The organism is Rhodococcus sp. 1168, from assembly GCF_002091955.1.
Classification (GTDB): Bacteria; Actinomycetota; Actinomycetes; order Mycobacteriales; family Mycobacteriaceae; genus Rhodococcoides.
Genome location: NZ_MKKY01000048.1, coordinates 25,817 through 52,457, shown reverse-complemented (window position 1 = coordinate 52,457; position 26,641 = coordinate 25,817). Strand labels below are relative to the sequence as shown.

The 26,641-nt window shown below is 62.2% G+C and carries 22 protein-coding genes; 8 read left to right on the top strand and 14 right to left on the bottom strand.

Features of this window, described 5'->3' with window-relative positions; translation table 11 throughout:
• Positions 1–164: 164 nt before the first annotated feature.
• Positions 165–1,031: a glycine betaine ABC transporter substrate-binding protein gene (locus BJI47_RS08845; protein WP_176224752.1), complete on the top strand. Its 867-nt coding sequence runs from the start codon at positions 165–167 to the stop codon at positions 1,029–1,031.
• Here BJI47_RS08845 and BJI47_RS08840 read toward each other — a convergent pair.
• The 3 genes from BJI47_RS08840 to BJI47_RS08830 are packed head-to-tail and all read right to left on the bottom strand — an operon-like array spanning position 987 to position 4,336.
• Positions 987–1,916: an alpha/beta hydrolase gene (locus BJI47_RS08840; RefSeq protein ID WP_176224765.1), complete on the bottom strand. Its 930-nt coding sequence runs from the start codon at positions 1,914–1,916 to the stop codon at positions 987–989. The genes BJI47_RS08845 and BJI47_RS08840 overlap by 45 nt on opposite strands.
• Positions 1,917–1,928: 12 nt before the next feature.
• On the bottom strand, positions 1,929–2,774 hold the full coding sequence (locus tag BJI47_RS08835; RefSeq protein WP_088943365.1) for an SDR family oxidoreductase: 846 nt from the start codon (positions 2,772–2,774) through the stop codon (positions 1,929–1,931).
• Entirely contained in the window at positions 2,771–4,336 is a 1,566-nt protein-coding gene (locus BJI47_RS08830) for an NAD(P)/FAD-dependent oxidoreductase (protein ID WP_088943364.1), read from the bottom strand. The genes BJI47_RS08835 and BJI47_RS08830 overlap by 4 nt, the downstream gene beginning before the upstream one ends.
• Positions 4,337–4,405: 69 nt before the next feature.
• On the opposite strand from BJI47_RS08830, the gene BJI47_RS08825 reads away from it, so the two are divergent.
• Positions 4,406–5,065, top strand: coding sequence for a TetR/AcrR family transcriptional regulator (locus tag BJI47_RS08825; RefSeq protein WP_088943363.1), 660 nt, complete (start codon positions 4,406–4,408; stop codon positions 5,063–5,065).
• Between the two features lie 175 nt (positions 5,066–5,240).
• Here BJI47_RS08825 and BJI47_RS08820 read toward each other — a convergent pair whose 3' ends face one another.
• The 6 genes from BJI47_RS08820 to BJI47_RS08795 form a co-directional block, all read right to left on the bottom strand.
• The gene (locus BJI47_RS08820) at positions 5,241–9,032 is read right to left on the bottom strand and encodes a multifunctional oxoglutarate decarboxylase/oxoglutarate dehydrogenase thiamine pyrophosphate-binding subunit/dihydrolipoyllysine-residue succinyltransferase subunit (RefSeq protein ID WP_088943362.1); all 3,792 of its coding nucleotides are present in this window, start codon (positions 9,030–9,032) and stop codon (positions 5,241–5,243) included.
• Between the two features lie 111 nt (positions 9,033–9,143).
• Positions 9,144–12,944 carry an ABC transporter ATP-binding protein gene (locus BJI47_RS08815; RefSeq protein WP_088943361.1) on the bottom strand — a complete coding sequence of 1,267 codons (3,801 nt, stop codon included), beginning with the start codon at positions 12,942–12,944 and terminating at the stop codon, positions 9,144–9,146.
• 36 nt (positions 12,945–12,980) lie between these two features.
• On the bottom strand, positions 12,981–13,742 hold the full coding sequence (locus tag BJI47_RS08810; protein WP_088943360.1) for an ABC transporter permease: 762 nt from the start codon (positions 13,740–13,742) through the stop codon (positions 12,981–12,983).
• Positions 13,739–14,791 carry an ABC transporter ATP-binding protein gene (locus BJI47_RS08805; RefSeq protein ID WP_088943359.1) on the bottom strand — a complete coding sequence of 351 codons (1,053 nt, stop codon included), beginning with the start codon at positions 14,789–14,791 and terminating at the stop codon, positions 13,739–13,741. Before BJI47_RS08805 ends, BJI47_RS08810 begins: the two co-directional genes overlap by 4 nt.
• 91 nt (positions 14,792–14,882) lie before the next feature.
• A complete protein-coding gene (locus BJI47_RS08800) occupies positions 14,883–15,725 on the bottom strand; it encodes an LLM class F420-dependent oxidoreductase (RefSeq protein WP_176224764.1) in 843 nt (280 codons plus the stop codon).
• A 44-nt stretch (positions 15,726–15,769) separates the two neighbouring features.
• Complete coding sequence (locus BJI47_RS08795) at positions 15,770–16,495, bottom strand: hypothetical protein (protein WP_088943358.1); 726 nt, start codon at positions 16,493–16,495, stop codon at positions 15,770–15,772.
• Between the two features lie 82 nt (positions 16,496–16,577).
• On the opposite strand from BJI47_RS08795, the gene BJI47_RS08790 reads away from it, so the two are divergent.
• On the top strand, positions 16,578–17,399 hold the full coding sequence (locus tag BJI47_RS08790; RefSeq protein ID WP_254900472.1) for an AraC family transcriptional regulator: 822 nt from the start codon (positions 16,578–16,580) through the stop codon (positions 17,397–17,399).
• Positions 17,400–17,419: 20 nt separating this feature from the next.
• Entirely contained in the window at positions 17,420–17,827 is a 408-nt protein-coding gene (locus BJI47_RS08785; protein ID WP_088943457.1) for a VOC family protein, read from the top strand.
• Here the strand turns inward: BJI47_RS08785 and BJI47_RS08780 are convergent.
• Positions 17,809–18,816 carry a glutathione S-transferase family protein gene (locus BJI47_RS08780; protein ID WP_088943357.1) on the bottom strand — a complete coding sequence of 336 codons (1,008 nt, stop codon included), beginning with the start codon at positions 18,814–18,816 and terminating at the stop codon, positions 17,809–17,811. The two genes, BJI47_RS08785 and BJI47_RS08780, sit on opposite strands and share 19 nt — an antisense overlap.
• 10 nt (positions 18,817–18,826) lie before the next feature.
• Positions 18,827–19,537 carry a GNAT family N-acetyltransferase gene (locus BJI47_RS08775; protein ID WP_088943356.1) on the bottom strand — a complete coding sequence of 237 codons (711 nt, stop codon included), beginning with the start codon at positions 19,535–19,537 and terminating at the stop codon, positions 18,827–18,829.
• A 147-nt stretch (positions 19,538–19,684) separates the two neighbouring features.
• On the opposite strand from BJI47_RS08775, the gene BJI47_RS08770 reads away from it, so the two are divergent.
• Positions 19,685–19,888, top strand: coding sequence for a cold-shock protein (locus BJI47_RS08770; protein WP_068369974.1), 204 nt, complete (start codon positions 19,685–19,687; stop codon positions 19,886–19,888).
• Between the two features lie 176 nt (positions 19,889–20,064).
• On the opposite strand, the gene BJI47_RS08765 is transcribed toward BJI47_RS08770, so the two are convergent.
• The gene (locus BJI47_RS08765) at positions 20,065–21,210 is read right to left on the bottom strand and encodes an acyl-CoA dehydrogenase family protein (protein WP_088943456.1); all 1,146 of its coding nucleotides are present in this window, start codon (positions 21,208–21,210) and stop codon (positions 20,065–20,067) included.
• 83 nt (positions 21,211–21,293) lie between these two features.
• Between BJI47_RS08765 and BJI47_RS08760 the strand changes: the two genes are divergently transcribed.
• A complete protein-coding gene (locus BJI47_RS08760; protein WP_088943355.1) occupies positions 21,294–22,085 on the top strand; it encodes an enoyl-CoA hydratase/isomerase family protein in 792 nt (263 codons plus the stop codon).
• A gap of 10 nt (positions 22,086–22,095) precedes the next feature.
• Entirely contained in the window at positions 22,096–23,028 is a 933-nt protein-coding gene (locus BJI47_RS08755) for an adenosine deaminase (RefSeq protein ID WP_088943354.1), read from the top strand.
• Here BJI47_RS08755 and BJI47_RS08750 read toward each other — a convergent pair.
• Together BJI47_RS08750 and BJI47_RS08745 are read right to left on the bottom strand one after the other, a co-directional pair.
• On the bottom strand, positions 23,021–24,520 hold the full coding sequence (locus BJI47_RS08750; protein ID WP_088943455.1) for a molybdopterin-dependent oxidoreductase: 1,500 nt from the start codon (positions 24,518–24,520) through the stop codon (positions 23,021–23,023). The two genes, BJI47_RS08755 and BJI47_RS08750, sit on opposite strands and share 8 nt — an antisense overlap.
• A 50-nt stretch (positions 24,521–24,570) precedes the next feature.
• Positions 24,571–25,887 carry a D-arabinono-1,4-lactone oxidase gene (locus BJI47_RS08745; RefSeq protein WP_088943353.1) on the bottom strand — a complete coding sequence of 439 codons (1,317 nt, stop codon included), beginning with the start codon at positions 25,885–25,887 and terminating at the stop codon, positions 24,571–24,573.
• Between the two features lie 77 nt (positions 25,888–25,964).
• Here BJI47_RS08745 and BJI47_RS08740 point away from each other — a divergent pair, with 77 nt between their 5' ends.
• Complete coding sequence (locus tag BJI47_RS08740; protein ID WP_088943352.1) at positions 25,965–26,606, top strand: TetR/AcrR family transcriptional regulator; 642 nt, start codon at positions 25,965–25,967, stop codon at positions 26,604–26,606.
• Positions 26,607–26,641 lie beyond the last annotated feature (35 nt).

Sequence of the window (26,641 nt, the reverse complement as noted above, 5' to 3'; positions counted from 1 at the left end):
ACCGGCGCGGAGGCTGACCGGCTGTCTCGCCAGCTCGGGATGGTGATCCGAACAAGTCTAGACATAGGGTTGCCCCGAAGAGCATCTCGTTGGCCTCAGTTCCCGTTGTGGTGGAACGATAAACCTTGCCACCGACATCGTCCGCGAACGGAGCTTGTACAAAAGTGAGTGTGTCAGGCCTACGGGTCGCAGTTCTAGCCCTCATCTCGTGCGTCGCGATATCGTGCGGCGCAGCAGAGCAGCCGTCCACGACCATCGTTGTGGGTTCCTCGGACACCGTGGACAGTGAACTACTGGCGCAGATCTACGCCGGAGCGCTGCGCTCCACGGGTGCCGAGGTGCACACCCGATTGGACGCAGGCAACAGAGGTGACTCCCTGGCTGCACTCGACCGAGGCGACGTCGACGTCGTCCCGGAACTGATGGGCGAACTCCTCGACACGTTCGATTCGACGTCGGAGGCTACCGAAGCGGACGAGGCGTTTGCCGATCTCAACAAGTCGCTCCCGCAGGGGCTGTCCGTCTCGGACTATGCCACCGCGGAAGACGGTGTAGCACTGGTCATCGCTGACCTCGACCTTTTTCCGGGTGCCGAGACGATCACCGACATCGGGTCGAGGTGCTCGCAGGCCACGGTAGCGGTCACTTCAGCGAACGCCGAGGCATTGACCAGAGTGCGGGATCGCTACGGGTGCAGTTTTGCCTCGGTCCGGATCGAGGCCGACGAAGAGGCAGTCGTCGCGTCCGTCGGGGGAGGGGAGTCCGTGTCCGCCGGCGTGATTCGTACCGCGTCGTCAGGGCCGAAGGCCAAGGATCTGACCGCGCTCGACGACGACGAAGGAGCGTTCCGGGCCCAGAACGTCGTACCACTCTTTCGAGACGGCGCGTTGAACGAGCACGAAATCAAAGCCTTCGGTGTGGTCGCCGGTGAATTGACCACTGCGGACCTCGCCGACATGATCGGCGAGGTCCGCAGTGGTGCGCGATCAGACGAGGTCGCTGCTCGTTGGCTCGGGGAACACAACCTCTGAAGTACGCACTCTCGTGGCGAGAAATGCGCCCATATGGTGCACGGCATCGGCCGCTTCGCGAAGTATCGACGCCTGCAGGTGTGCGACGTGCCACAGCTTTTCGTACTCGACATAGTCGACTTCGACGCCGGACAAGAGGAGCTTGTCGTGAAAGGCGACGATCTGCGGATACAGCACCTCGGAGGTGCCGACGTGCATGACGATCGGCGGTAGCCCCGACAGATCCCCGTGTAGGGGAGCGAACCTCTGATCGAGCGGATCACCGTCGTGGAGATATGCCTCGGCCGAGGCGAACGACCAGGCAGTGTTGACAACCATGTCTCGATCGAACTGCGCGTCGCGAGCGCCAGGGTCGACCCATGGGGAGATCAAACCGAGTGCGGCAGGCAGAATTCCGTCGTCCACGAGTCGACGCGCCGTTGCGACGGCGAGACCACCGCCTGCCGAGTCGCCGGCGATCGCAACCCGATCAGCGCTGAACCCGTGCGAGGTCACCAACTCGCGGAAGGCGGCTACAGCGTCGTTCAATCCAGCGGGCAACGGATTCTCCGGTGCCAGTGAATAGTCGAGAACGTATACCGCGCTTGCAGACTCGCGAGCAAGGTGTGCCGCCAGCGAGCGGTGAGTGGCAATCGAACCGATGGTGTACGCGCCACCATGCAGGTAGAGCACTGCCGTCGTACGTTCCGTCGCGCCGACGGTGATGCGTTCCGCTTGGCGTCCGGCGAGGGTGAGCTTTTCGTTGACGGTTCCGTGCGGCAAGGTCTGCAGTGGAGAGGCCGCATCGAGGATTTTGCGTTGAATCGTGAACGGGAGGCGCGCATTCAAAGCCAAGCGGTAGAACGGCTTCAACGATGCGGCGACGAGGGGGAGTGGCAGATACATGGACCTCACGCCCTATATCTTTCGCGGCATGACGCGAGCGGACACCGTGGCGATGATCCTCTGATACTTCGAACCGGTAACGCGCTGTAGCAGATCGAGCGCAACGGCATCGGCGCCGATGAGTACTCGGCCCTTCCCCTTCTCCACTCCAGCGAGGATGGTCTTGGCTGCCTTGTCGGGGGTGGTCTTTGCCAGTTTCGTATCGAAGAACTTCGCGACGGAAGCCTGGTCGTAATTCTCAGCGACGGTGGCATTGCGCGCGATAGCAGTCTTGATACCACCCGGATGCACCACGGTCATCTTCACCGGTGCCTTCGAGATCAGCAGTTCGATCCGAAGTGCCTCGCTGAAACCGCGGACAGCGAATTTCGCGGCGTTGTATGCAGCTTGCGACGGCATTGCCAACAGCCCGAAAAGGCTCGAGATGTTCACGATGTGTCCGTCGCCGGATGCTTGGATATGGGGAAGAAATGCCTTGGTGCCGTTGATAACTCCCCAGAAATCGACGTCGACGATGCGCTCGATGTCCTTGAACGAAGAGCTCTCGACGTCGCCGTGATAGGCGATGCCCGCATTGTTGTAGATTTGATTGACCTTCCCGAACCGGGTGGCGACTGCATCTGCGTAGTCGAGCACGGTCTCACGCTGCGTGACGTCGAGGAAGTCGGACTTCACCTCGGCACCGAGAGCCTCCGCCTGACGAACAGTCTCTTGCAGCCCGTTCGCGTCGACGTCCGAAAGTGCGAGCTTGGCGCCGCGCTGGGCAAGGTTGAGAGCGAGTGCACGGCCGATCCCCGAACCTGCGCCGGTGACGACTGCTACCTTGCCGGTAAATCCGTTCGCTGACTTCGAACTCACTGTGTCACTACCTTGGTGTCGGTGTCGGCAAGGGTGCTGCCGAGATCGCTGGGGAGGTCGGATGCTGCGGTACTGCGGTACGCAGCCAGGTCGAACTTTCTGGTGATCTTTCGGAATCGGAACGTGAAGTCCGGCCATAGAGTGGTGTTGTTGCCATGCTTGTCCAGGTACCAGCTGGCACAACCCCCGTTCATCCAGACGCTGTCGGCCATTCGATCCTGAAGATCGGCGTTGTAGTCGTCCTGGACGTCCTTTCGAACCTCGATGAAGCCGATGTCATGCTTGTCGATCGTGTCGATGGCGTCGATGACGTAGTTGAGCTGCGATTCGATCATGAAGACCATCGACGTGTGCCCCAAACCGGTATTCGGGCCTACGAGGAAGAACATGTTGGGGAAGTTCGAGATGGCCGCACCCTTGTACCCTTGCTGGCCTTCCTTTTCGAAGGTCTGCGCGAGAGACTCGCCGTTCTTGCCATAGATGCCCTGGTACGCAGGCGAATCCGTGACATGGAAACCTGTGGCCACGATCAGCGCATCGATCGGGCGTTCGGTTCCGTCCGTGCTGACGATCGAGTGGGCGCGAACCTCGCGGATGCCGTCGGTGACGAGGTCGACGTGTCCGCGGTCCAAGGCTGGGTAGTACGTATTGGAGATGAGCATGCGCTTGCATCCGATACGGAAGTTCGGCGTGACCTTCTTACGCAAAGACTTGTCCTTGATACCCATGGCGATCTGTCGGCGCGCAACCACTTCCAAAATTTTCATCAGCTTCGGATATTTGGCAAGGCCGAGGACCTGAGTCTCGCGAGCTGCGTAGATTCCGGTGCGCGAGAGGCGCTGGAATCCGGGAATGTGCTTGAACGCGAAGCGCTCGAACTTCGTGTAGGCGCGGTCGGCGCGAGGAAGAATCCAGGGTGCGGTTCGCTGATAGACGTCGAGATGCGACACCGTATCCGCGATGGCGGGGACGATCTGGATGGCGGACGCACCGGTTCCGATGACCGCGACACGCTTGCCGTCGAGCTTCGCGTCGTGATTCCACTGCGCGGAATGGAAAATCTCGCCCTCGAAGCCCTCGATTCCCTTGATGGGCGGAAGGTTCGGCTCGCACAGTGCGCCGACGGCAGTTACGACGATCTTCGCCGAGTATTCACCGGTGCTGGCGCTGATGTCCCACCGTGAAGTGTCTGCATTCCAGCGGACCGCGGTGACGTCCGAACCGAATACGTGTCGGTCCATGACGCCGTACTTGCGCGCGACCAACTCGATGTACTTCTGGATTTCGGGCTGCGTGGAGAACGATCGAGTCCACTCCGGGTTCAGGGCGAACGAGTACGAGTACAGGTGCGAAGGAACATCGCACGCAGCTCCCGGGTAAGTGTTGTCGCGCCACGTCCCCCCGACGTCGCTCCCGCGTTCGAGGACGAGGAAGTTCTTCTTGTCCTCCTGCGTCAGCTTGATCGCTGCGCCGAGGCCTGCGAACCCGCTACCGATGATGACAGTGTCGACCTGACGCGGCGTGCTCACGCGCTCCGAAGTATCCGTAACCGAAAGGCTCATGAAAGTGACAGTAGAAGCTTACTGAGCGTCAGTCAACAGTTATTGACGATTGATCAGTAGACTGTTGGAATGGCCATTGTGAACAAGGTCGGAGCCCACAAGGCGAAACCGGCGGCAGGCAAGCGAACCCGATTGAGTCCGGAAGATCGTCGAGCACAACTGATCACGCTCGGTACTGCCATGCTTTCCGAGCGTCCGCTCGAGCAGATTTCGGTCGAGGACATAGCCGATCAAGCCGGCGTTTCGCGCGGTCTGCTGTTCCACTACTTCGCCTCGAAACGGGACTTTCACCTCGCCATCGTCCGCGAGACCAGCAACACGATGCTCGAACGCACGGCGCCGGACACCAGCCTCGAACCATTGGAACTCCTCCGCGAATCGGTGGCCAATTACGTCGACTACGTCACCGAGAACCGAGACACCTACATTTCGCTACTCCGCGGAACGGTAGGAGGAGACGCCGATATGCGAGAGGTTTTCGAGCAAACCCGGACCACCATGGCTGACCGAACCGTCACCCAGCTCCACAAACTCGATATCGAGCCCACGGCGACCATCCGCCTTGCCGTACGCGGCTGGATCGCGTTCGTCGAAGAAGCGACCATCTCCTGGCTCCGAGACCCCGAAGTAAGCCGCGAAGAAGTCATCGCGCTCAACGTCGCCGCCCTGCCTGCGGTGGCGCTCACACCTGACATGAGCACCGCGCTGTTCGGAGGGGACGTCGGCTAGAACTGGCTAGCTCTTCACTAGCTCTTCACCCGTTTGCTTGAATGCCGCACTGAAGTTATCTGATCGTATGAGTGGACCATTGAAGCGATGGGGTGGGCGCCTACACCCCCGAAACGCCTGATGGCGCACCCGGTCGCTCGAACGCGACCGAATGCGCCATCAGGCGTGAAGTGAACTACTCGCCGACGCCCGAGAAGGCCTCGTCGATGATTTCGAGCTGCTCGACGGCGTGAACCTTGCTCGAACCCGAGGAAGGTGCCGACATCGCGCGACGCGAAACTCGCTTGATGTTGCTGAGAACGTCCGGCATCAATTCCGGGAACGCGAGACCGAAGAACGGCCATGCACCCTGGTTCGCAGGCTCCTCTTGGACCCAGCGGAACTCCGTTGCGTTCGGGTAACTGTTGATCGCTTCGGTGATCCGGTGGACCGGGACCGGGTAGAGCTGTTCGATCCGGACAATAGCCACATCTTCGCGGTTGTCCTTCTGCTTGCGTGCGAGAAGCTCGTAGTAGAGCTTGCCGCTCACCATCAGGACGCGCTTGACCTTGCTGCGATCACCGGTACCGGAGTCGTAGGTCGGCTCGTCGAACACGGAGTGGAACTTGCCGTCGGTGAAGTCCTCGATGTTGGACACCGCGGCCTTGTTCCTCAGCATCGACTTCGGTGTGAAGACGATCAGCGGGCGACGGATTCCGTCCCGTGCGTGGCGACGCAGGAGGTGGAAGTAGTTCGCCGGCGTCGACGGAACCGAGACGGTCATCGAACCCTCGGCGCAGAGCGTGAGGAAACGTTCGATGCGGCCCGAAGTGTGGTCCGGACCCTGTCCTTCGTGACCGTGCGGCAGCAGTAGCACGACGTCGGCCAGCTGTCCCCACTTCGCCTCACCGGAGGAGATGAACTCGTCGATGATGGACTGCGCGCCGTTGACGAAGTCGCCGAACTGCGCTTCCCACATGACGAGTGCATCGGGGTCACCAACGGAGTAGCCGTACTCGAAGCCGACGGCTGCGAATTCGCTCAGTGCGGAGTCGTAGACCATGAACTTGCCGGGATTCTCGCTGCCGATGTTGTGCAGCGGGGTGTACTCGGCGCCGGTTTTGCGGTCGATGATGACCGAGTGCCGCTGGGAGAACGTTCCGCGACGGGTGTCCTGGCCGGAGAAACGAACGTTGCGTCCCTCGTCGACGAGGCTACCGAGAGCCAGAAGCTCACCGAATGCCCAGTCGACCTTGCCTTCGTACGACATTTCGCGACGCTTTTCGAGTACCGGCTTGACGCGCGGGTGCACGCTGAAACCGTCCGGAACTTCGAGATGCGCGTCACCGATGCGGTGCAGAACCGATTTGTCGACCGCCGTCGTGAGCTTGGCGGGCAACTGCTGGTCTAGTTCGACCGACTCGCTGGGCTCCGGGGTGTACTTCTCGAGTTCGCGAACCTCGTTGAAGACGCGTTCGAGCTGGCCCTGGTAGTCGCGAAGCGCGTCCTCGGCCTCCTTGAGGGAGATGTCGCCACGGCCGATCAGCGATTCGGTGTAGCTCTTGCGAACGCTGCGCTTGGTGTCGATGAGGTCGTACATCGCTGGCTGGGTCATCGAAGGGTCGTCACCTTCGTTGTGTCCACGTCTTCGGTAGCAGATCATGTCGATGACGACGTCCTTGTGGAACTTCTGCCGGAAGTCGACGGCGAGATGCGCAACGCGTACGCAGGCCTCGGGGTCGTCTCCGTTGACGTGGAAGATCGGTGCGCCGATCATCTTCGCGACGTCGGTGCAGTACTCGGACGAGCGAGAGTGCTCGGGTGCGGTGGTGAAGCCGACCTGGTTGTTGACCACGATGTGCACGGTTCCGCCGGTGCGGTAGCCACGCAGAAGCGCAAGGTTCAGCGTTTCTGCAACGACGCCCTGGCCTGCGAACGCTGCGTCGCCGTGGAGCATCAGCGGTAGAACGGAGAATCCGCCTTCGCCTGCACCCTTGTCGAGCAGATCCTGCTTGGCGCGGACGAGCCCTTCGAGGACAGGGTCGACTGCTTCGAGATGAGACGGGTTCGCGGTGAGCGAGACTTTGATGTCGTTCTCGCCGAACATCTGGATGTACGTGCCCTCGGCACCGAGGTGGTACTTCACATCGCCCGAGCCATGTGCGGCTGCGGGGTTCATGTTGCCCTCGAACTCGGTGAAGATTTTCGAGTATGGCTTACCCACGATATTGGCGAGGACGTTGAGACGACCGCGGTGCGGCATGCCGATGACGACCTCGTCGAGTGCATACTCTGCACTCTGGTCGATGACCGCATCCATCATGGGGATGACGGATTCGGCGCCTTCGAGCGAGAAGCGCTTCTGGCCGACGTACTTCGTCTGCAGGAACGTCTCGAATGCCTCGGCTGCATTGAGCTTGCTCAATGTGTACTTCTGCTGCGCCACGGTCGGCTTGACGAGTGTCGTCTCGACGCGGTCCTGAAGCCAGGCGACCTGATCCGTCTCGAGGATGTGGGTGTATTCCACACCTACGTGGCGGCAGTAGGAGTCACGTAGGACGCTGAGTACGTCGCGAAGACGCATCTTGTCCTTGCCATGGAATCCGCCGACCTTGAACTCGCGATCGAGGTCCCACAGCGTGAGGTCGTGGCTGATGACATCGAGATCCGGGTGCATCCGGAACTTGTCCTTGGTGAACTGCAGCGGATCGGTGTCGGCCATCAGGTGACCGCGGTTGCGGTACGCGGCGATCAGTTCGAGAACGCGAGTGTTCTTGTCGACCGTTCCCTCGGGCAGATCCTTGCGCCAGCGAATCGGCTCGTACGGGATCTTGAGCGAGTGGAACAGTTCGTCGTAGAACTCGTCGCTGATCAGCAAGTTGTGGATCGTGCGAAGGAAGTCGCCGGATTCCGCACCCTGGATGATTCGGTGGTCGTACGTCGAGGTGAGGGTCATCAGCTTGCCGACGCCCAGCTCGGCGAGGCGCTCGTCGCTCGCGCCCTGAAACTCCGCGGGATATTCCATCGCGCCGGCACCGATGATCGTTCCCTGGCCATTCATCAGGCGCGGAACCGAGTGCACGGTTCCGATGCCACCGGGGTTGGTCAGCGAGATCGTGACGCCTTGGAAGTCCTCGCCCGTCAGTTTGCCGTCACGCGCACGACGGACTACGTCCTCGTATGCGTTGTAGAACTGGGCGAAGGTGTGATCCTGTGTGCCCTTGATCGCGGCGACGACGAGGGTGCGGTTGCCGTCCTTGCCGGGTAGGTCGATGGCAAGACCAAGGTTGGTCGCACTGGGTGAGACCGCGTTCGGCTTGCCGTCGATCTCGGCGAAGTGGGTGTTCATGGTCGGGAACGACTTGATTGCCTGGACGATCGCAAATCCGAGGATGTGCGTGAACGAAATCTTGCCGCCGCGTGTACGCGCGAGATGGTTGTTGATCACCAACCGGTTGTCGACCATGAGCTTCGCCGGAATCGCGCGAACGCTGGTCGCTGTCGGGATCTGCAGAGAAGCCGTCATGTTTCGCGCGACGGCTGCTGCAGCTCCGCGAAGAATTTTGTTGGTCGGTTCGCCGGCGTCGCTCGTGGACGCAGTAGCGGGCTTTGCGGCAGCAGCGGTCAAGGTTCCACCTGCGGCTTTCGACGTCGCGGGCTTAGAGGTCGGCGCAGGCTTGACTGCGGCGGCCTTGGGCGATTCGGTTTTCACCGGTGCACTCCGGGGAGCTGGAGCGGTGCCGTTCGATCCGGAAGCACCCGTCGCGGATGCGTTGCTCTTCGAAGCAGCGGCGCTGCTGGAGGCGGGCTTCGCTGTACTGCCATTCGGGACAGACGCAGTGTCACCTGCCGGAGCGTCCGGGTCGTAATCGGTGAGGAATTCGTGCCAGCTCGCGTCCACAGACGCTGGGTCTTCCTTGAATCGCTGGTACATCTCGTCGACCAGCCATTGGTTTTGTCCGAATTGGGTAGTAGAGCTGCTGCTCACGGCAGTAGTTCGCCTCGTCTCTTCTCTTCGTTCCCGATCAACGCGCGTACATAGCCAGGCTAACCCGCTCCCGGTACGTGCGAGCGCCCGGGACGGAGCTGTGATAAGTACTCACGAGTAACTATCGGCTTCATTGCTGATGACTCCTCGGTCTATCGGTTTATTCCCTCCGCGTGTTTCGGCCGCATTCCACAGCTGTGTGTAGAAGCCTCCGTGAGCGCGTAATCGATCGTGTGTACCTACCTCGACGATACGTCCGGAGTTCACGACGACGATCATGTCGGCGCGTGCCGCAGTCGCCAGCCGGTGCGCCACGACGACAGAGGTCCGCTTGCGGAGCACGGCGTCACTCGCCGTGAGAACTATGCGCTCGGTAGCCGGGTCGAGCGTGGCTGTCGCCTCGTCGAGGAGCAACAGGTCGGGGTCGACCAATTCGGCTCTGGCCAGCGCGATCAGCTGTCTTTGGCCGGCGGACAAGCCTTGTCCGCGCTCACCGACCGGCTGGTACATGCCACCGCGAAGTCCGGCGATGATGTCCAAAGCCCCGACCGCGCGGGCGGCGGATTCGATGTCGGCACGGCTCGCATCGGGGCGTCCGAAGGCGATGTTGCTTGCTACATCGCCGGTGAAAAGGTGCGCTTCCTGCGGTACGACTCCGAGTCGGCGACGGTATTCGGAGAGTCGGTATCGACGCAGATCGGTGCCTCCCACACGAACCGAACCTGACGTCGGATCGTAGAAACGGGCGAGCAATTTGATGACCGTCGACTTGCCGGCGCCGGTTTGGCCGACGAGTGCAACTGTGGTTCCCAGGGGGATTGTGAGATTGACCTCAGTGAGTGCATCGGTCTCGGCGCCTGCGTAGCGAAAGCTCACATTGTCGAGATGAATATCGCTGCGCAACTGACCGCCCTCGATCGGGACGGTGTCGGTGTCCGAGCCGGCCTCGATGGAACTCGGCGTTCGCAACAGGTCGCCGATCCGGCTCACACCCACACTGGCCTGTTGGTAACCGTCGAAAACCTGGGACAGCTGCTGGATCGGTCCGAAGAGGAGACCGAGGTAGAGCACGAACGCGACGAATGTGCCTGCCGAAGTCGAACCGGTCGCGACCTGATGAGCCCCGACGAAGACGACGAAGGCCAATGCCATGTCCGAGAGCAGAGTGATGAAAGGGAAGAATACCGAGATCGCGCGCTGAGAGCGCATCCGGCTCCGACGGTATCGATCGGCACGTTCGGCGAACTGCAGTGCGGCGAACTCTTCGCGACGATAGGCCTGTGCGGACCGAAGCCCGGCGACGTTTTCCTGGAAGTCGGCGTTGACGGTCGAGATTCGCTCGCGGGATTGGGAGTACGCGACGGCGGAGACCTTGCGGAAGATGATCGTCGCGAGTATCAGCGGTGGGACTACAGCGAGTGCGACGAGTCCAAGTGTCAGATCGGTGACCAGGAGTGCGGCAGCGATGCCGATCACGGTGAGCAGTGAGACGACGGCGGTGGATGCACCGGTCTGGATGAACGACGACAGTGCATCCACGTCGGTCGTCATCCGAGTCATGATGCGGCCGGAGAGTTCGCGTTCGTAGTAGTCCAAGCCGAGTCTCTGGATGTGCGCGTAGCTCTTGACACGTAAACCGAACAGGACTCGTTCTCCGGCCCGTGCGGTGATCATGGTGGTCGCGGCGATGACGAACCATCCCGCTGCCGCAAGTACGACGCCGAGTGCGCTCGCGGCCCACAGTGCGCCCGCATTCCCACTGCTGACTCCGTCGTCGACGGCGAAACGCACGATCGACGGAAAGGCAATCGCCGACAATGAGTCGAGCGCCAGCAACACCACGACTGTGGCAAGTAGGAGTCGGACGGGCTTCAGTAGACGCGAGAGTCGAAATTGTGGGTCCGCGGCTCGTATCTCCGCATCGGAGGCATGCGGATCCTCGGTTGCCGGTGGTAACGCATCGACTGCAGCTTGCAGTTGCGGCGTCGATGCGACATGGCCGAGTGAGCCCGAAGTCGGTCCGCCCCTGCCCGCGGGTGGCGTGGAGGTGAGCGTGCGGCGGGAGGCTGAATCGACCGACTTTTCGAGTTCGGGCCACAGCATCGCCTCGGTCGGCGCGGCACTTCGTTCGCTGGTGGGTATGTCTCGAGGTCCTTCTCCGTCTGCGAGCAGCAGGCGGAACAGTGGGCAGCGCTCGTCCAATTCGGCGACCGTCCCGGAATCGATGATGCGGCCGTCGTCGAGTACTGCCACGCGGTCTGCCAGGGTCAGCGTCGAGCGTCGATGCGCGAGTATCAGGGTCGTTCTCTCACGCCCAGCGCGAAGCGCATCGAATATCGCTGCCTCGGTGGTTGCGTCGACTGCCGAAGTCGCATCGTCCAGGACGAGGATCCGCGGATCGGTCAGGAGTGCTCTGGCCAGTGCGATCCGTTGCCGCTGCCCACCGGACAGGGTGAGGCCGCGTTCGCCGACGACCGAGTCGTAACCGTCTGGCAAGGCATCGATGAACGAGGCTGCTTCGGCCAGAGTTGCCGCGCGAGTGATGTCCTCGCCAGTGGCGTCGGGTCGGCCGAGGGCGATATTCGCGGCAATGGTGTCCGAGAACAGAAACGGTTCGTCGAAGACGAGACCGACGGCGCCGCGGAGTTGCTCGGCGCTGATGTCGGCGACGTCGAATCGCCTCCCGTGCGACGTCAACGCAACCGAGCCGATTCGGGGGCTGTAGAAGCGCGGGAGCAGTAGCGACAGTGCGGTCTTTCCTGAGCCTGCGTGCCCGACTATCGCGACGCTTTCCCCTGGCGCGACCGTGAGATCGAAGGATCGAAGCACGTCGCGTTCTTCCTCGAAGCCGAAGGTCACTGCGGAGAGGTCCACTCCCAGCGGCCCGTCGGGGAGGTGGGTGGGGTGCTCGGGCTCGGGGACCGAAGGCTCGGTGTCGATGACCTCGTAGACGCGCTCGACGGCGGCTCGGGAGAGTTGCGCCATGATGATGACCGAGGACAGCGTGCGGGTTACCGCCGACAGCGTTACCACGTACGTCGCGAAGGCGAGGAAGGTGCCGATAGTGATGTGGTCGGTCATGGCGAGGTAGCCGCCGAGTGCGATGACGCCGACGAGTCCCAGTTGGGGGATTGCCGCCATCGACGGAGTGAATCGGGAGTTGAATCTGGCCGAGCGCATTCGTTCGGCGAAGAGTGTGCGGCTCAGGTTCTCGAGCCGGTCGACCGCTCGGGCTTCCTGCCCGAAACCTTTGACGACGCGCACTCCGGTCACGGTTTCCTCGACGTGCTGGGCAAGGTCGCCCGCTCGTTGTTGCGCCGACCATGTTGCCGCATACAGCGTGGGCCGAATGCGATGAACGACGATCGATACTGCAGGAACGATCAAGAGTGCGACGGCGGTCAACAGTGGCGACAGATAGGCCATCACGACCAGGGCGAGGACGAACTGCAGCAATGCCCCGGCCGACAACGGCATCATCGCCAGCAACCCCTGAACGAGTTGCAGATCGGTGATGGTCCGCGAGACGACCTGCCCGGTTCTGATGTCGTCCTGGCGTCGACCGTCCAGGCGTTGCAGTGACGCGAGTAGACCGAGCCTCAGATCGTGTTGGACGTCGATCGACAGTCGGCCGGCCAGGAATCGTCGACCGAACTGGCAGCCGAACCGAACTACGCCGAGTGCGCCGATCGCTATGGCGATGGCGCCGATTGTGCTGCCCTCGCCTGCACTTGCGCCGTCGATCGCGATGCGGGTGAGCAACGGGAACGAGATATCGATCACGGCGGCAATCATGGTGACGGCCAACGCACCCGCGGCTGTCCGGCGGTGAATCCAGCATTGAGCACCGAGACGGCGGATCCAGCCAGGGGATCCGGTCACCGATTGGTGGGCACTACCGATAGTCGACATCACGATCGAAGGTAGACCGTGCTACCGACACCCTTCTCAGCTGATGTCGCGTTCCCTGGTCCGCAGCCAGCCGGCACCCGCAACGGCGAGCCCCCACACCAGTAGGCCGAACGGCGCCACCGGCCAGGGCATGAAGAATTCGCTATCGATCTCGCCCACTCCGACCGTCGCAAGAGTGAGCGCCGATGGGGTCACCACCGAGATGTTGCCCAGGCCGATACCCGACACTATCGAGGTCGCAACGAGTTCGCCGATCGGATACCACGCGACGATGATGATCGCGGGCCAGGTCGGGGAGCCCATCAGTAGTCCGAGACCGGCCCCGATCAAGGACCAGACGACGACGGCGAACAATCCCATGGCAAGCATGCCGATGATTGCGCCGGACAGCACGAAAGGTTCGCTCGAGAACAGCAACAGGCACACCAGGCTGACGATTTCGACCAGGAGGCCGTATCCGAGTGCGAACAGAGCGGTGACACCAAACTTGGCGGCGATGACGCGGTCGCGACTCGTCGAGGTCAGAAATGATGTGGTGATCGTGTCGTACCGAAATTCGGTGCCACCGTTCACCGCTCCGAACACCGCGGCGAACATCATCGTGAACCCGAGGGCGACGTAGAGCCCTACGATTCCGAATCCGCCCGACAGTTCGAACTCGTAGTCGGAGGTGGAGTTGGCTATCGACGCGGCGATCGCGCTGGCGCTGATCCCGACGAATACCGGTGGTATGGCCAGCGCCCACCAGAATTTGAGGGTTGTCACCTTGCGTATCTCGGAGGTGAGCAACGTGGTCATCGTCGACCCCCATCCCAGGGAGACGGGCCGTAACCAGGGGGCTGGAGATATCCAGGGGGCTGGAGGTAACCAGGAGGAGGTCCGTACCCCGGCGTTCCGATAGTGCCCGCAGGCGTTGAGGTGTACTGCCCGGCGGTCATCGAAAGAAATACTTGCTCGAGGTCCACGTGCTCGTAGGAAGCACCGAAGACGGTCAACCCGGACTCCGACGCTATCCGCGTGACGGTGTCCGTGTCGGTCCCTGCGACGCCGAGTCGTCCGTCGGGAAGAAGTTGTGCGTTCGTGATTCCGTTGGATGCAAGTGCCAGGGCAAGAGCCGCCGGATCCGATACGGCAACGAGCGTTCGGCTCGGCCGCGAGGCACGAAGCTGATCGATTCCACCCTGATACATCAAGGCACCGCCGCTGATGATCACCAGATTGTCGACCGTTGCCTCGACTTCACGGAGGAGGTGGCTGGAGATGAGCACGGTTCTTCCTCCTGCCGCGTAGGACTTCAGAAAGTCGCGGAGCCAGGCGATTCCCTCAGGGTCGAGTCCGTTGGCCGGCTCGTCGAGCACCAGGATCTCGGGATCGCCCAGGAGCGCTGTCGCCAAGGCGAGTCGCTGACGCATTCCGAGGGAAAATCCGCCGACCTGACGGTTGGTCGCGTCCCCGAGTCCGACGAGTCGGAGAACGTCTTCGGCGCGGCTGTCGGGCACACCGATGGACGCGGTGAAGATGCGGAGGTGGCCGGCCGCGGTGCGCTTGGGATGCAGACTGCGTGAATCGAGTACGGCACCGACGGCTCGAGCCGGGTGGCTCAGAGCGGAGAAGGGTGCACCGGCCACGAGGCCGACCCCGGCGCTCGGTTTCGCCAGGCCGAGCAGCATTCGCAACGTTGTGGTCTTACCTGATCCGTTGGGGCCGAGGAATCCTGTGATCGTCCCACGTGGGACCACGAAGCTGAGGTCGGATACTGCGCGAATCGAGCCGAAGACTTTGGTGAGGCCTTGCGCTTGTAGTGCGTGGACAGCGAAGCCGTGTGTCCCTGCGTAGCCACCTGTCATGGATTCGATTCCCCCGGATCGTCGTACGTGAGCTACCCGGGATCACGGAAACTTCCCGATCCCGGGTTCAGGCTACGACGTGTGCGGGTGCTCAGAGAAACGCGGCAGCAATCTCGCGATACACCTCGGACGGATCTGCCTTGTCCGGCAACGCGTGCACGACGACATGGGAGGCACCGGCGTCGATGTGTTGGCGGAGTCGCCGGGTGATCGCGGCCGGATCTCCATGGACGACAAGGGCATCGATCAACCGGTCGCTGCCGCCGTCACCGATCTCCTCTTTGGAATATCCGAGGCGTTCGAGGTTGTTGGTGTAGTTCCGCAGATGCAGGTACGGATTGTTCACCGGTGGACGCCCGATGTCTCGGGCCCGTTCGGGATCGGTGTCGAGGACGACCTTGTGCTCGGGGGCGAGGACTTTGTCCGGTCCCAGAATCGCCCGAGCCTCGACTGTATGTTCGGGAGTCGTCAGATAGGGGTGGGCTCCTGCGGTGCGGTCTGCGGACAGCTTCAGCACCTTCGGGCCCAATGCCGCGAGTACTCGACGCCCGATGGGCACCCCGCCCTCGTCGAGGGCGTCGAGATAGTCGACCAGTGCCTCGTACGGCTTCCGGTATTCCTGCGTTGCCTCCGGGTGCCCTGCGCCGATACCGAGCAGGAATCTTCCTGGGTGCTTCTTGTCGATGCGGTGGAACGATTCTGCGACCTCCGGGGCCGCTGCGGACCAGATGTTGACGATCCCGGTCGCCACTACGATCGACTCGGTCGCATCGAGAACCTCTTCGGCCGAGGCCAGATCCGCAGGCGGGGAGCCGCCGAGCCAGATTGCGCCGTAACCGGCTCCTTCGATCGTGTGGGCCAACTCGGGTGGGATCCCCGAATAGTGTCGCCAGATGCCGATCGTGCCGAGTTCAGGTGTGGCGGTGATGGTCATGTTCATGACCAACACCGTTGCGCACGGCTGTAATTCCTGTGGACTTACCGATCCGGCTCGATGATCCGGGTTTCCGGCCACGCGCGCGGTGCCGGTCCGAAAGCCTCGCGTGCATTCTTGATGACACCTTTGCCGATCATGCGGTTGCCTGTTCCGCCGATCACCGCGCCGATTCCGGCAGGCAGAAGTTTGCCGAACAGCAGAGCGCTTCGTTTGGCGAAATACTTCGAGACGAACTTCTTGGCGAGTGACTTGTTCATGTTGGTCATCGCGCCACCCGGAATTCGAGTGGTCACGAGCGATCCCCAGTTACGTGCGCTTGTCCCGACGGTCTTCTGCACGATCTGCATTCCCGATTCGCCGAGCGCGACCGACAGGACGAGCGCACGTCGCTGCTGGTGGTCGTGGACCGCGATACCGTGCACCGAGGCCACCGACAGCGTCAACAGCGCGGAAGATTCGATGAAGAATGCAGTCTCGGCGCCTACGGCAGCAAGGGAAGCGACGGTCCCGATCGCCGGTACCGCTGCGGCGCCACCCACTGCGCTTCCGCTTCCGGTCACTGCGAGCAGAAACCGATTCTCGAGGCGCTCGATCAGCTGCGCGGGAGTGTCGTTCGGATGGGCTCGACGCATGTACCCGACGTACTTCTCGACGGCCGGTCCCTGGATCCTGCTGCCGTGGTCGAGGATCTTCACGAGCGCCTGTTCGAGACGCCCGTCCTCCTTGATCATCTCGACCTGATCCTTGTTCTTGTCCTTGCTCGCCATCCGCACTCCGATCGATGTGAATTCTTTGGTTTTCGGTCGCTGAGCGCTGGTACCCGTTCACATTCGGTTCTACCCTGCAATGGTGGCCGGTGTATCCGAGGGCGCGCGCGGAACCCCGAGTGCTCGGCTGCGTCCGTACGTCGCGTCGTACAGCGGATATCGACTGTCGGGTTACGAGCCCGGTCAGCATTTCGGGATGCCGAGTCCGTATCTGACTGTGATCATCGCCATCGGCTCCAAGCTCGAGATCGCGGATTCGCCGCGACAGGGCTCCTGCGCTTTCGAGACACTCGCAAGTGGCATCTCCGCCGAACCTGTCACCATCGCGCACGACGGCAACCAACACGGGATTCAGCTGTCGCTCACCCCTGCCGGCACCCGCGCGCTGCTTGGGATTCCCACTGCCGCGCTCGGCGGCTGGATGGTCGACCTCGGCGACGTCATGTCCGGCGCGGGGGAACTCCTCGATCGAGTCGCCGCGACCGAAGACTGGGACAGACGGTTCGACGAGATCCTGGCTCGCAATCTGGAAGAACGGCCCATCGATCCGACGCTCGTTGAGGCATGGCGGCAGTTGGTCGGGTCGGGTGGTTCGGCACGGGTCGGTGAGGTGGCCCGAAACGTCGGATGGAGCCGGCGACATCTGATCAATAAGTTCACTGCCGAGTTCGGGGTCGCGCCGAAGGACTCGGCCCGCATTTCGCGGTTCTACCGCTCGCACCAGGCTCTGCGCCGGCCGTCGATACCCCGTTTGTCCGAAGTCGCTGCCGCTTGCGGCTATTACGACCAGGCGCATATGGCCCGCGAATGGCGCGAGTTCGCGGGCATGTCTCCGTCGCAATGGCGTCGGGTGGAGGAGTTCGCATTCGTCCAAGACCAGGACGGCAGTCCGAGCGCACGATGACGTCCATGACTGAAACAACGATGACTTCGAAGAAGAGCACCAAGACTCGAACAACGATCTGGCCCACCCTCAACTACAACGACGCGCATGCCGCCATCGGATACCTCGTCGATGTCCTCGGCTTCGTGGAGAAGGCAGTCTACGGAGAGGGTGACCGTGTCGACCACGCGGAACTGTTGTGGCCGACAGGAGGAGGCGTGATGCTCGGGAGCGTCCGGGAGGGCAGTGCTCTCTGCGGCCTCCCCCCAGGAGTCGGGTCCGTCTACATCGTCACCGACGAACCCGACGCGATCCACGCCCGCGTCGTGTCCGCCGGTGGCGACGTCACCCAGGGGTTACGAGACGAGGACTACGGCAGTAGAGGGTTCACTTGCCGCGACCCCGAGGGCGTCCACTGGAGTTTCGGAACCTACGCCGGAACCCAATGATCGGGCGGCACCACTTCCTCGGACTTGGGCGGGGAGGGGGCAGTGCCCTCGCCGAACGGGCGACCACCGAGTGATTCGCGTCCGTGCGGCTCGAGCCAGCCGTGCAGATTCGGCCCCTTGGGTACGATGCCCGTCGGATTGATATCGGTGTGCACGAGGTAGTAGTGCCGCTTGATGTGGTCGAAGTCGACCGTGTCGCCGAATCCGGGTGTTTGGAACAGATCGCGCGCGTAGTTCCACAGCACCGGGATCTCGCTGAGTTTGCTGCGGTTGCATTTGAAGTGGCCGTGGTAGACCGGATCGAACCGCACGAGCGTGGTGAACAGTCGGACGTCGGCTTCGGTGATGGTGTCGCCGACGAGATAGCGCTGGCCGCTCAGACGTCCGGCGAGCCAGTCGAGGGCGGTGAACAGTCGGTCGTATGCCTTGTCGTAGGCCTCTTGCGATCCGGCGAAACCACAGCGGTACACACCGTTGTTGACCTCGGTGAACACCCGCTGGGCTACTTCGTCGATTTCGGCGCGCAGCGGTTCGGGATACAGATCCGGTGCGCCCGGGCGGTGGTATTGCTTCCACTCGGTGGACAAGTCGAGTGTGATCTGCGGGTAGTTGTTGGTGACGACCTCACCGGTGGAGATCTCGACCATCGCGGGAACGGTGATTCCGCGCGGATAGTCGGGGAAGCGCGCGAAGTACGCCTCCTGCAAGCGCTCGATCTTCAGCACTGGATCGACGCCCCCAGGTTCCTCGTCGAAGTTCCAACTGCGCGGGTCGTGCGTCGGGCCGGGAATCGACAGCGACAGCACATCCTCGAGTCCGAGAAGTCGACGAACGATGATCGATCGGTGCGCCCACGGGCACGCCCGGGCGGCGACGAGTCGGTAGCGACCGGGCTCTGCGGCGTAGCCGTCGCGCCCGTCGGCGGTTATCCGCGTTTCGATGTAGTTGGTGTCTCTGTTGAATTCCTTGCCTGGTTCGACGTACGTCATGGAGTCAACGTTACGTAGATCCCAGCTCGACGGAGGTGAACACGCCCCATTCCTCGTAGCCGAGACGTGAACCGAGCCTTCGGGCGGTCCCGTTCTCCGCGCTCGTCTGCCACTGCGGGATCAGTCCCTCGTCTATCGCGTCGTTCGTCGCGAGCCGTGCGACGACCTGAGCGTTGCCGCGTCGGCGTGCGAGCGGTGCGGTCAGAACGCCGACGTCGGCAAGAATGCCTTCCCATTCGAGGTACGCCGCGCAGGACAGGGGCGCGGCGGACTCTGCCGGGCGATCGTCGGCGAGGAGGGTGAACCACGACCGCTTGCGCGTCAGATCAGCGCTGAGCACGTCATCGGGCGCGCACAGGGCGTCGAGTGTGAGAACGTGCCCGAGGTCGTGGGAAATGAGTGGGTCGTGAAGATCGATGGTCGTGCCGATGTCGGCGGCATAGGACAGGACGATGGGTCCGCGGCTGCGTCCGGATACCGACGACTCCAGCAGTGAGAGAGTTCCACGGTCGGCCAGCTCCTCGTCGGATCGGTGCTCTGCGGCCTCCAACACCTGCTCCGGGCCCACCAGAGCGCTCGCGTCCCCTAGTCGCAGGAACGTGACCTCGGTCGCATCGGGGTCTACCTGCAGATATCGGATGCCGGGCTTCAGAGCCGCGTCAGGCAGCCCGAGGCGTCGGGACCAGGCGAGTCGGACAATGTCGTGATGATGGGAATCCACCGGGCCAAGGGTATCCGGGCCCGCCGAAAAATAAGTTTTCAGACTTTTTTCACCCCGGCGTATCGCAAATGACAAATGAATGGCATGATCGGGAGTGAGATTGGAGCTTCGACGTGAAGGTCCAGCTCGCTACAGAAGGTTTACGGTATGACGCAGGGCAGTGTTAAGTGGTTCAACGGCGAAAAGGGCTTCGGCTTCATCGAGCAGGATGGTGGCGGACCTGACGTGTTCGTTCATTACTCCGAGATCCAGGGAACTGGCTTCAAGTCTCTCGACGAGGGTCAGCGCGTGGAGTTCGAGGTTGGACAGGGCCAGAAGGGCCCCCAGGCCACCGGCGTTCGCGCTATCTGATCCCCCTAAAGGATCGCCACCCGGAAATGCTGACGGCTTAAGCTGTCCGACTCCGAGTTTTCAAAGGCCGGATATCCGAAGAGAAATCTTCGAGTATCCGGCCTTTGTACTGTGCGACTCCACCGCAGGCGTGTGGGAGTGCGGCCCATCTGGACGTACTCCCCCACGCGTGCGCGCTACAACCCGAGATCGCGTCCGATCAGTTCCTTCATGATCTCGTTCGATCCGGCCCAGATCTTGGTCACACGTGCGTCCTTCCATGCGCGAGCCGCTCGGTTCTCGTTCATGAACCCGTAGCCGCCGTGCAACTGCACGCAGTGGTCGAGGATCTCGTTCTGTACCTGCGAACTCCACCACTTTGCTTTCGCAGCATCGATGGCAGTGAGTTCACCGGCACCGTGAGCGACGATGCAGTTGTCGATATATGCCTGCGCCGCATCGAGTTTCGTGGTCAGCTCGGCGAGTAGAAACTTGTTCCACTGAAGCGAACCGATCTGCTGGCCGAAGGCCTTGCGGTCCTTTGCGTACTGCAGTGTCTCTTCGAGGATCGGCCGTGTGTGCCCAAGATTGGCAACCGAGCAGCTGATGCGTTCCTGGGGGAGAAGTTGCATCATGTGGATGAACCCCCCGTCGAATTCGCCGATCATGTTGCTCGCGGGCACACGAACATCTTCGAAGAAGAGCTCGGCGGTGTCGGACTCGGGTTGGCCCACTTTGTCGAGCTTGCGTCCACGGGAGAACCCCACCGCGTCCTTTTCGACGGCGAACAACGTGATGCCCTTCGCCTTCTTTTCTGGCGTGGTGCGGGTAGCGACGATGATGAGATCGGCACTGTTCCCGTTGGTGATGAACGTCTTGGACCCGTTGATGATGAAGTCGTCGCCGTCCTTGACCGCGGTGGTCTTCAACGCGGCGAGGTCGGAGCCTCCGGAGGGCTCGGTCATCGCGATCGCGGTGAGAAGCTCGCCGGTGCAGAACTTCGGCAGCCAACGCTGCTTCTGTTCCTCGGTCGTCAGTTTGACCAAATACGGTGCGACGATGTCGACGTGAATTCCGAAGCACGACGCCACTGCCGCGCTCGAGCGGGAGAGCTCCTCACCGAGGACGGCGTTGAAGCGGTAGTCCTCAGCGCCGCTGCCACCGTATTCTTCTGGAACCTCGAGTCCTAGGAACCCGTTTCGGCCCGCTTCGAGCCCGATGTCGCGGTCGATGAAGCGCTGTTCGATCAGCTTCTCTTCGCGTGGGGTGATGGTGCGGGTGACGAACTCGCGGACGGATTCGCGGAACGCGTCGTGGTCCGAGTCGAACAAGCTGCGCTTGATGTATTCCTCCAAGGAATGACTCTCGTTGGAAATGTGCCCGTGGGTAACTTCCGCTGATATGGCGATGTGGCACGCTTGACCACATGGCTGATCACCCCACTTCGTTAGTTCGATACTCCACAGATGCCGGCGCCGAGGTTGCCGTCCTGACTTTCGATCACGGACCGCTCAATCTGTTCGATCAGGCGATGTTCGACGCCGTCGCCGCCGATGTAGCTGATCTGACTGCACGCCCGCCGCGTGCGGTGCTGCTGCGCGCGGAGGGCAAGGTCAATTCCGCTGGGGTGGATGTGAAGGTCTTCGAGGGCCTCACCGCGCAGCAGGGTGCCGATACGTGGCACCGGCTTTTCGCTGACATCGCACATCCGCTCGAGGCACTGCCGTGCCCGGTCGTCTACGCCGCTCACGGTCTGACCCTGACCGCGGCATTCGAGATTTCCCTCGCCTGCGACATCATCCTCGCCGGACCGAAGGCAAAATTCGGCCTCGTCGAAACCGTCGTCGGGCTGACTCCGTCGATGGGCGGCCCGCAGCGCTTGGCCGAACGGGCGGGTTCGGGTCGCGCTCGCGAGCTCGTCATGACCGGAGATCTGTACGACGCCGAGACGATGCGCGAGTGGGGCGTCGTCAACGCCATCCACCCTGATGTCGACGCGGCTGCTCGTTCCCTGGTCGAGCGGTTGGCCGCCGGTCCGACGGTGGCTCACGCTGCCACGAAAAAGATTGTGGCAGCGTGGCGTTCGGGTGGAATCGCGCATGCTGACGAGATCACGTCGGAGGTGTCGGGGGCGTTGTTCGAGACCGAGGATTTACGCGGTGCGGTGAAGAGTTTTCTGGAGAACGGCCCTGGTAAGGCGGTTTATTCGGGCAAGTAATGTGGGGTGGATGAGTTTGCCTCTCGCTGAATTGCACATGCACATCGAGGGTTCGTTGGAGCCCGATCAGATTTTCCAGTTCGCGGAGCGTAACGGTATTCGGTTGCCGTATGCGGATATCGACGAGTTGCGTGGGTTGTACGAGTTCACGGATCTGCAGTCGTTTCTCGATCTTTATTATGCGAATACTTCGGTGTTGCGTACTGCTGAGGATTTCGCCGATCTGGGGCGGGCGTATTTCGCGCGTGCCAGGGTTGCGGGTATCACGCATGCGGAGGTTTTTTTCGATCCTCAGGCCCACACCAGCAGGGGTGTTGCGCTGGAGGCGGTGGTGGAGGGGTTGGCCGATGCTGCGGCGTCGAGCGAGCGGGAGTTCGGTGTCACGAGCGGTTTGATCGCTTCGATTCTGCGGGACAAGCCGGTCTTGCATGCCAACAAGTTGCTCGAGGATTTGTTGGCGATGAAGGCGCCGATCATCGGCCTCGGTCTCGATTCGGCGGAGGTGGGTTTCCCGCCTTCGTTGTTCGTGGATGTGTTCGCGCGTGCGCGGGCGGAAGGCTTGCATGTGGTTGCTCATGCGGGCGAGGAAGGCCCGGCCGAATACATCTGGCAGGCGCTGGACTTACTGGGCGCCGAACGTATCGATCATGGGGTTCGCTGTCTGGAAGACGAGGCGTTGGTGAATCGTCTTGTCGAAGAGGAAATTCCATTGACCGTCTGTCCGTTTTCGAATGTTCGGCTCAAGGTCGTCGATACGCTTGCCGATCATCCGATTCGTCGGATGATCGAGCGGGGGCTCGTGGTGACGGTGAATTCGGATGATCCGGCTTACTTCGGCGGCTACGTCGACGACAACTTCGCTGCCCTGACCGATCAGGTCGGTCTGACCGAACGTGAGCGAGAGATTTTGTACGACAACTCGATTCGCGCGTCGTTCAGCTGACGGATACCGAAACTTGCGGGTATCCGGTTGCGCCGTCGGGTACGGTGTCGGCGGTCATGGATGTCTGGATGTCACCGTTCGCGTCGCTGGCTCGTGCACGAATGGTGTGATTGCCCGGTGGCGCGTCCCATTCGAGGACCCATTGCCGCCAGGTATCTTTCGAGTATTCCTCGGACAGCGTCGCGGGCATCCAGTTGCCTTCGTCGATCTGGACGTCGACCCCCGAAATTCCGAGGTGCTGGTGCCAGGCGACGCCGGCGATCATGGTCTTTCCTGCCGGGACGGTTCCGCCGGAGCGGGGCGTGTCGATGCGTGAGGCGGTCTTGATCGGTCCGAGTTCGCCCCATCCCCGGTCGGTCCAGTATGCGGTGACCTTGTCGAATCGGGTCACTTCGAGGTCGGTGACCCATTTGGTAGCAGAGACGTAGCCGTAGAGTCCCGGCACCACCAACCTGGCTGGGTATCCGTGGCGGACGGGCAACGGTTGGCCGTTCATACCGACTGCGAGGAGGGCATCGCGGCCGTCGAGCAGCACCTCCAGTGGGGTTCCTGCGGTGAAAGCGTCGTGGCTCGAGGAGAGCACCATGTCGGCGTCGTCTTGGACCCCGGCTTCTTCGAGAAGATCTTTCAGCGGGTAACCGATCCAGGTGGCATTGCCGACCAGGTCGCCGCCGACGACGTTGGAGACGCAGGTCAGGGTCACGGTCTTTTCGACGGCTTCGCGTTGCATCAGATCCTCGAAGGTAATCTCGAGTTCCCGCTCCACCATGCCGTGGACACGGAGTTTCCAGATGTCCGAAGACACTTGCGGTAGCACCAGTGCGGTGTCTATTCGGTAGAAGTCCTCGTTCGGGGTGATGTATGACGGAAGGCCGTCGATGTTCATCGTGGTGTTCAGATCGGCGCCGGGCGGGATCGGAACTTGTGGTTTCGGCGTCGGAAGCAGAAATGCGAGGCGGTTGGCCGTGACGTTGCGGGCTTGACCGATCATCCGGCCGGCGGTTCCGGCAACTACCGCGAGCGCCCCCGCAGCAACGGCAAGGCCGAGGAAACTCCGCCTGCTCATGCCTTGTGCAGGCTCGGGTGCGTCGGTGGCGCGGAGCAGCGCATTCAACACCACGATCCCGACGGCGACTCCCGTGACGGTCGGGATGGCGTCGAGCAGGTTGTTTCCGCTACGAGTCAGCGCTGCAACCACCCCGACGACGCCGAGTCCGGCGAACAGCACGGCGCCGCGTGGAGCGCGCATTATGCCCGCGAGGGCTGCGAGCGCGGCGATGATCAGTGACATCCCGACGAAGAGGGCCGTTTTGTCGGAGGTGCCGAAGGTGTCGATCGCCCATTCGCGGACTGCTTCGGGGGTGTTGTCGACCACCGCCGAGCCCACGGCATAGAACGGAGACGAGTTCGGCCCGAAGGGAACCGAGACGAGTTCGCCGACGCCGAGAATCACTCCTGCCGCAAGGAGACCGGATAGTGCACGCTTCAACATCACTCCACGATAAGCGGTGCTCTCGCCGGACCCGGGTCTTCGGCCCGCGCCTACTTGCGTAGCCGCTGCTGAAGGTACTCGTTGTCGAACAACCTGTCCGGATCGAACTTGTCACGGATGTCGCAGAAGTCGTCGAAGTGCTCGTACGTTCCGGCGAACTGCTCGGCCCGAAGCGAGTTCAGCTTTCCCCAGTGCGGCCTGCCACCGACACTGCGCGCAATCGCTTCGACCGCGTCGAAATACTCGCGATGGTCCACGCGGTGATATTGATGGACGGCGATGTAAGCGGTATCTCGGCCGTAGGCGGTCGAGAGCCAGATGTCGTCCCCCGCAGCGAACCGCACTTCTACGGGAAACGCGACCGTGACGGCAGAAGACTCCAGCCATCGATCGATTTCGCGCAACACATACGTGGTCGATTCTGCCGGTACCGCGTACTCCATTTCGCGGAACCTGACGGTGCGGGAGGACGCGAATACCCGATAGCTACGGTCGGTGAACTCGCGAGCAGACAATGCCCGTGCAGAGAACATGTTGATGCGCGGAGTTGCACGGGGAAACCTCGTCACTGCTTGATTGACGACCTCGAAGACCGTGTTGGACAACAACTCGTCGTCGATGTAGGCCCGAACCGACCCGAGCGGGGACAGTGGCGTGTCCGCCGGTAGCCGCGTGTTTCGCTTGGTCAGCACCCGATCGGTGTGCGGAAACCAATAGAACTCGAAGTGGTCGACGCCGGAGACGGACTCGTGAAGGTGCGCAAGCGTTCCGTCGAGCGTCGCCGGTGCCTCGACGGCATGCAGCGCAAAGGCGGGCTCGCAGGCCAAGGTGACCTTGGTGATGATGCCGAGCGCACCGAGTCCGACACGGGCAGCGTCGAAGAGGTCTTTGTCGGTCGTCGCCGAACAGTTGATCAGCTGCCCATCGGCGGTGAGGATCTCGAGGGCGCGAACCTGTGTGGCGAGGCCGCCGAACCGTGCGCCGGTCCCGTGAGTACCCGTCGAGATTGCTCCCGCCACGGATTGAGAGTCGATGTCGCCGAGATTGGTCATCGCCAGTCCGAGGTCCCACAGACGAGCCGTCAGCTCTCGCAGTCGAGTGCCGGCGCGCACGGTCACCAAGGTGGAGCTGTCGGCCCCAGGGACAACAGATTCGATTCCGTAGAGCATGTCGAGACTGACCTGTAATCCGTCCGTCACGGCAATCGAGGTGAACGAATGGCCGGCACCGACGCATTTGACGCGAAGAACACTCTCGGCTGCCCGTAGGACCACCGACCTCAGCTCGTCGATCGTTCGAGGCGCGAGGTACTCCGCCGGACGTGCGGTCTGATTCCCGGCCCAATTTTTCCACGTATGCCCCGTCATGGCATAACTATGGATCGCACGCCCGACACGGTCAATTTTTCCGGCGCATTGCTCTGCCTGGGCCTACTATCGTGGGCATGCAGACCCAGTTGTCGGCAGATGCGCGCCGCGCGCAGTTGGTGGCATATGCGGTGCAGCGAGCCGAGCACGTCGGCCTCGAGGCGTTGACCGTTCGCGGCGTCGCCGAAGAAGCGGGCGTCACCCAGGCTGCTGTCTACTACTGGTTCGAATCGAAGGAAGCGCTCGTCATTGCCATGGGCGAGCGGCTGATCGCCGAGGTGACCGGCGCGTTACACGGCGCATTCGATCGAGCGGTGGATGCACGCGATCTCTCTGGTGTGCGCGGACTGCGCGAACTGGTGCACAGCGGCCTGAGTGGTATCTGGCCGGTCATCGAGCAGTCCGCGGACCGGCAACTGCTGTCCTACGAGATCAAGACGTACCTCCTGCGCCACCGCGCACTCGGTTCGGAACAGGCAGCCCGGATCGCCACCGGTCAGTACGCTATCCGCGACGCCGAAGCCCTAGCATTCCTCGAGCGCTGCGCCGCTCACACCGGTATCCGATGGCTGGAGCCAACTGACGCAGTGGCACGGTTCGGCATGGCCGTCATCGACGGTATGGTCCTGCGTTGGCTGGTGGATCGAGATGAGATGGCAGTGATCGCGCAGCTCGATGAACTGTCTGCTCTGATAGCAGCCAAGGCCGTCGATCTGTGACGGTCGCTGGGACAAACGGTGCTCTCAGAGCTTGA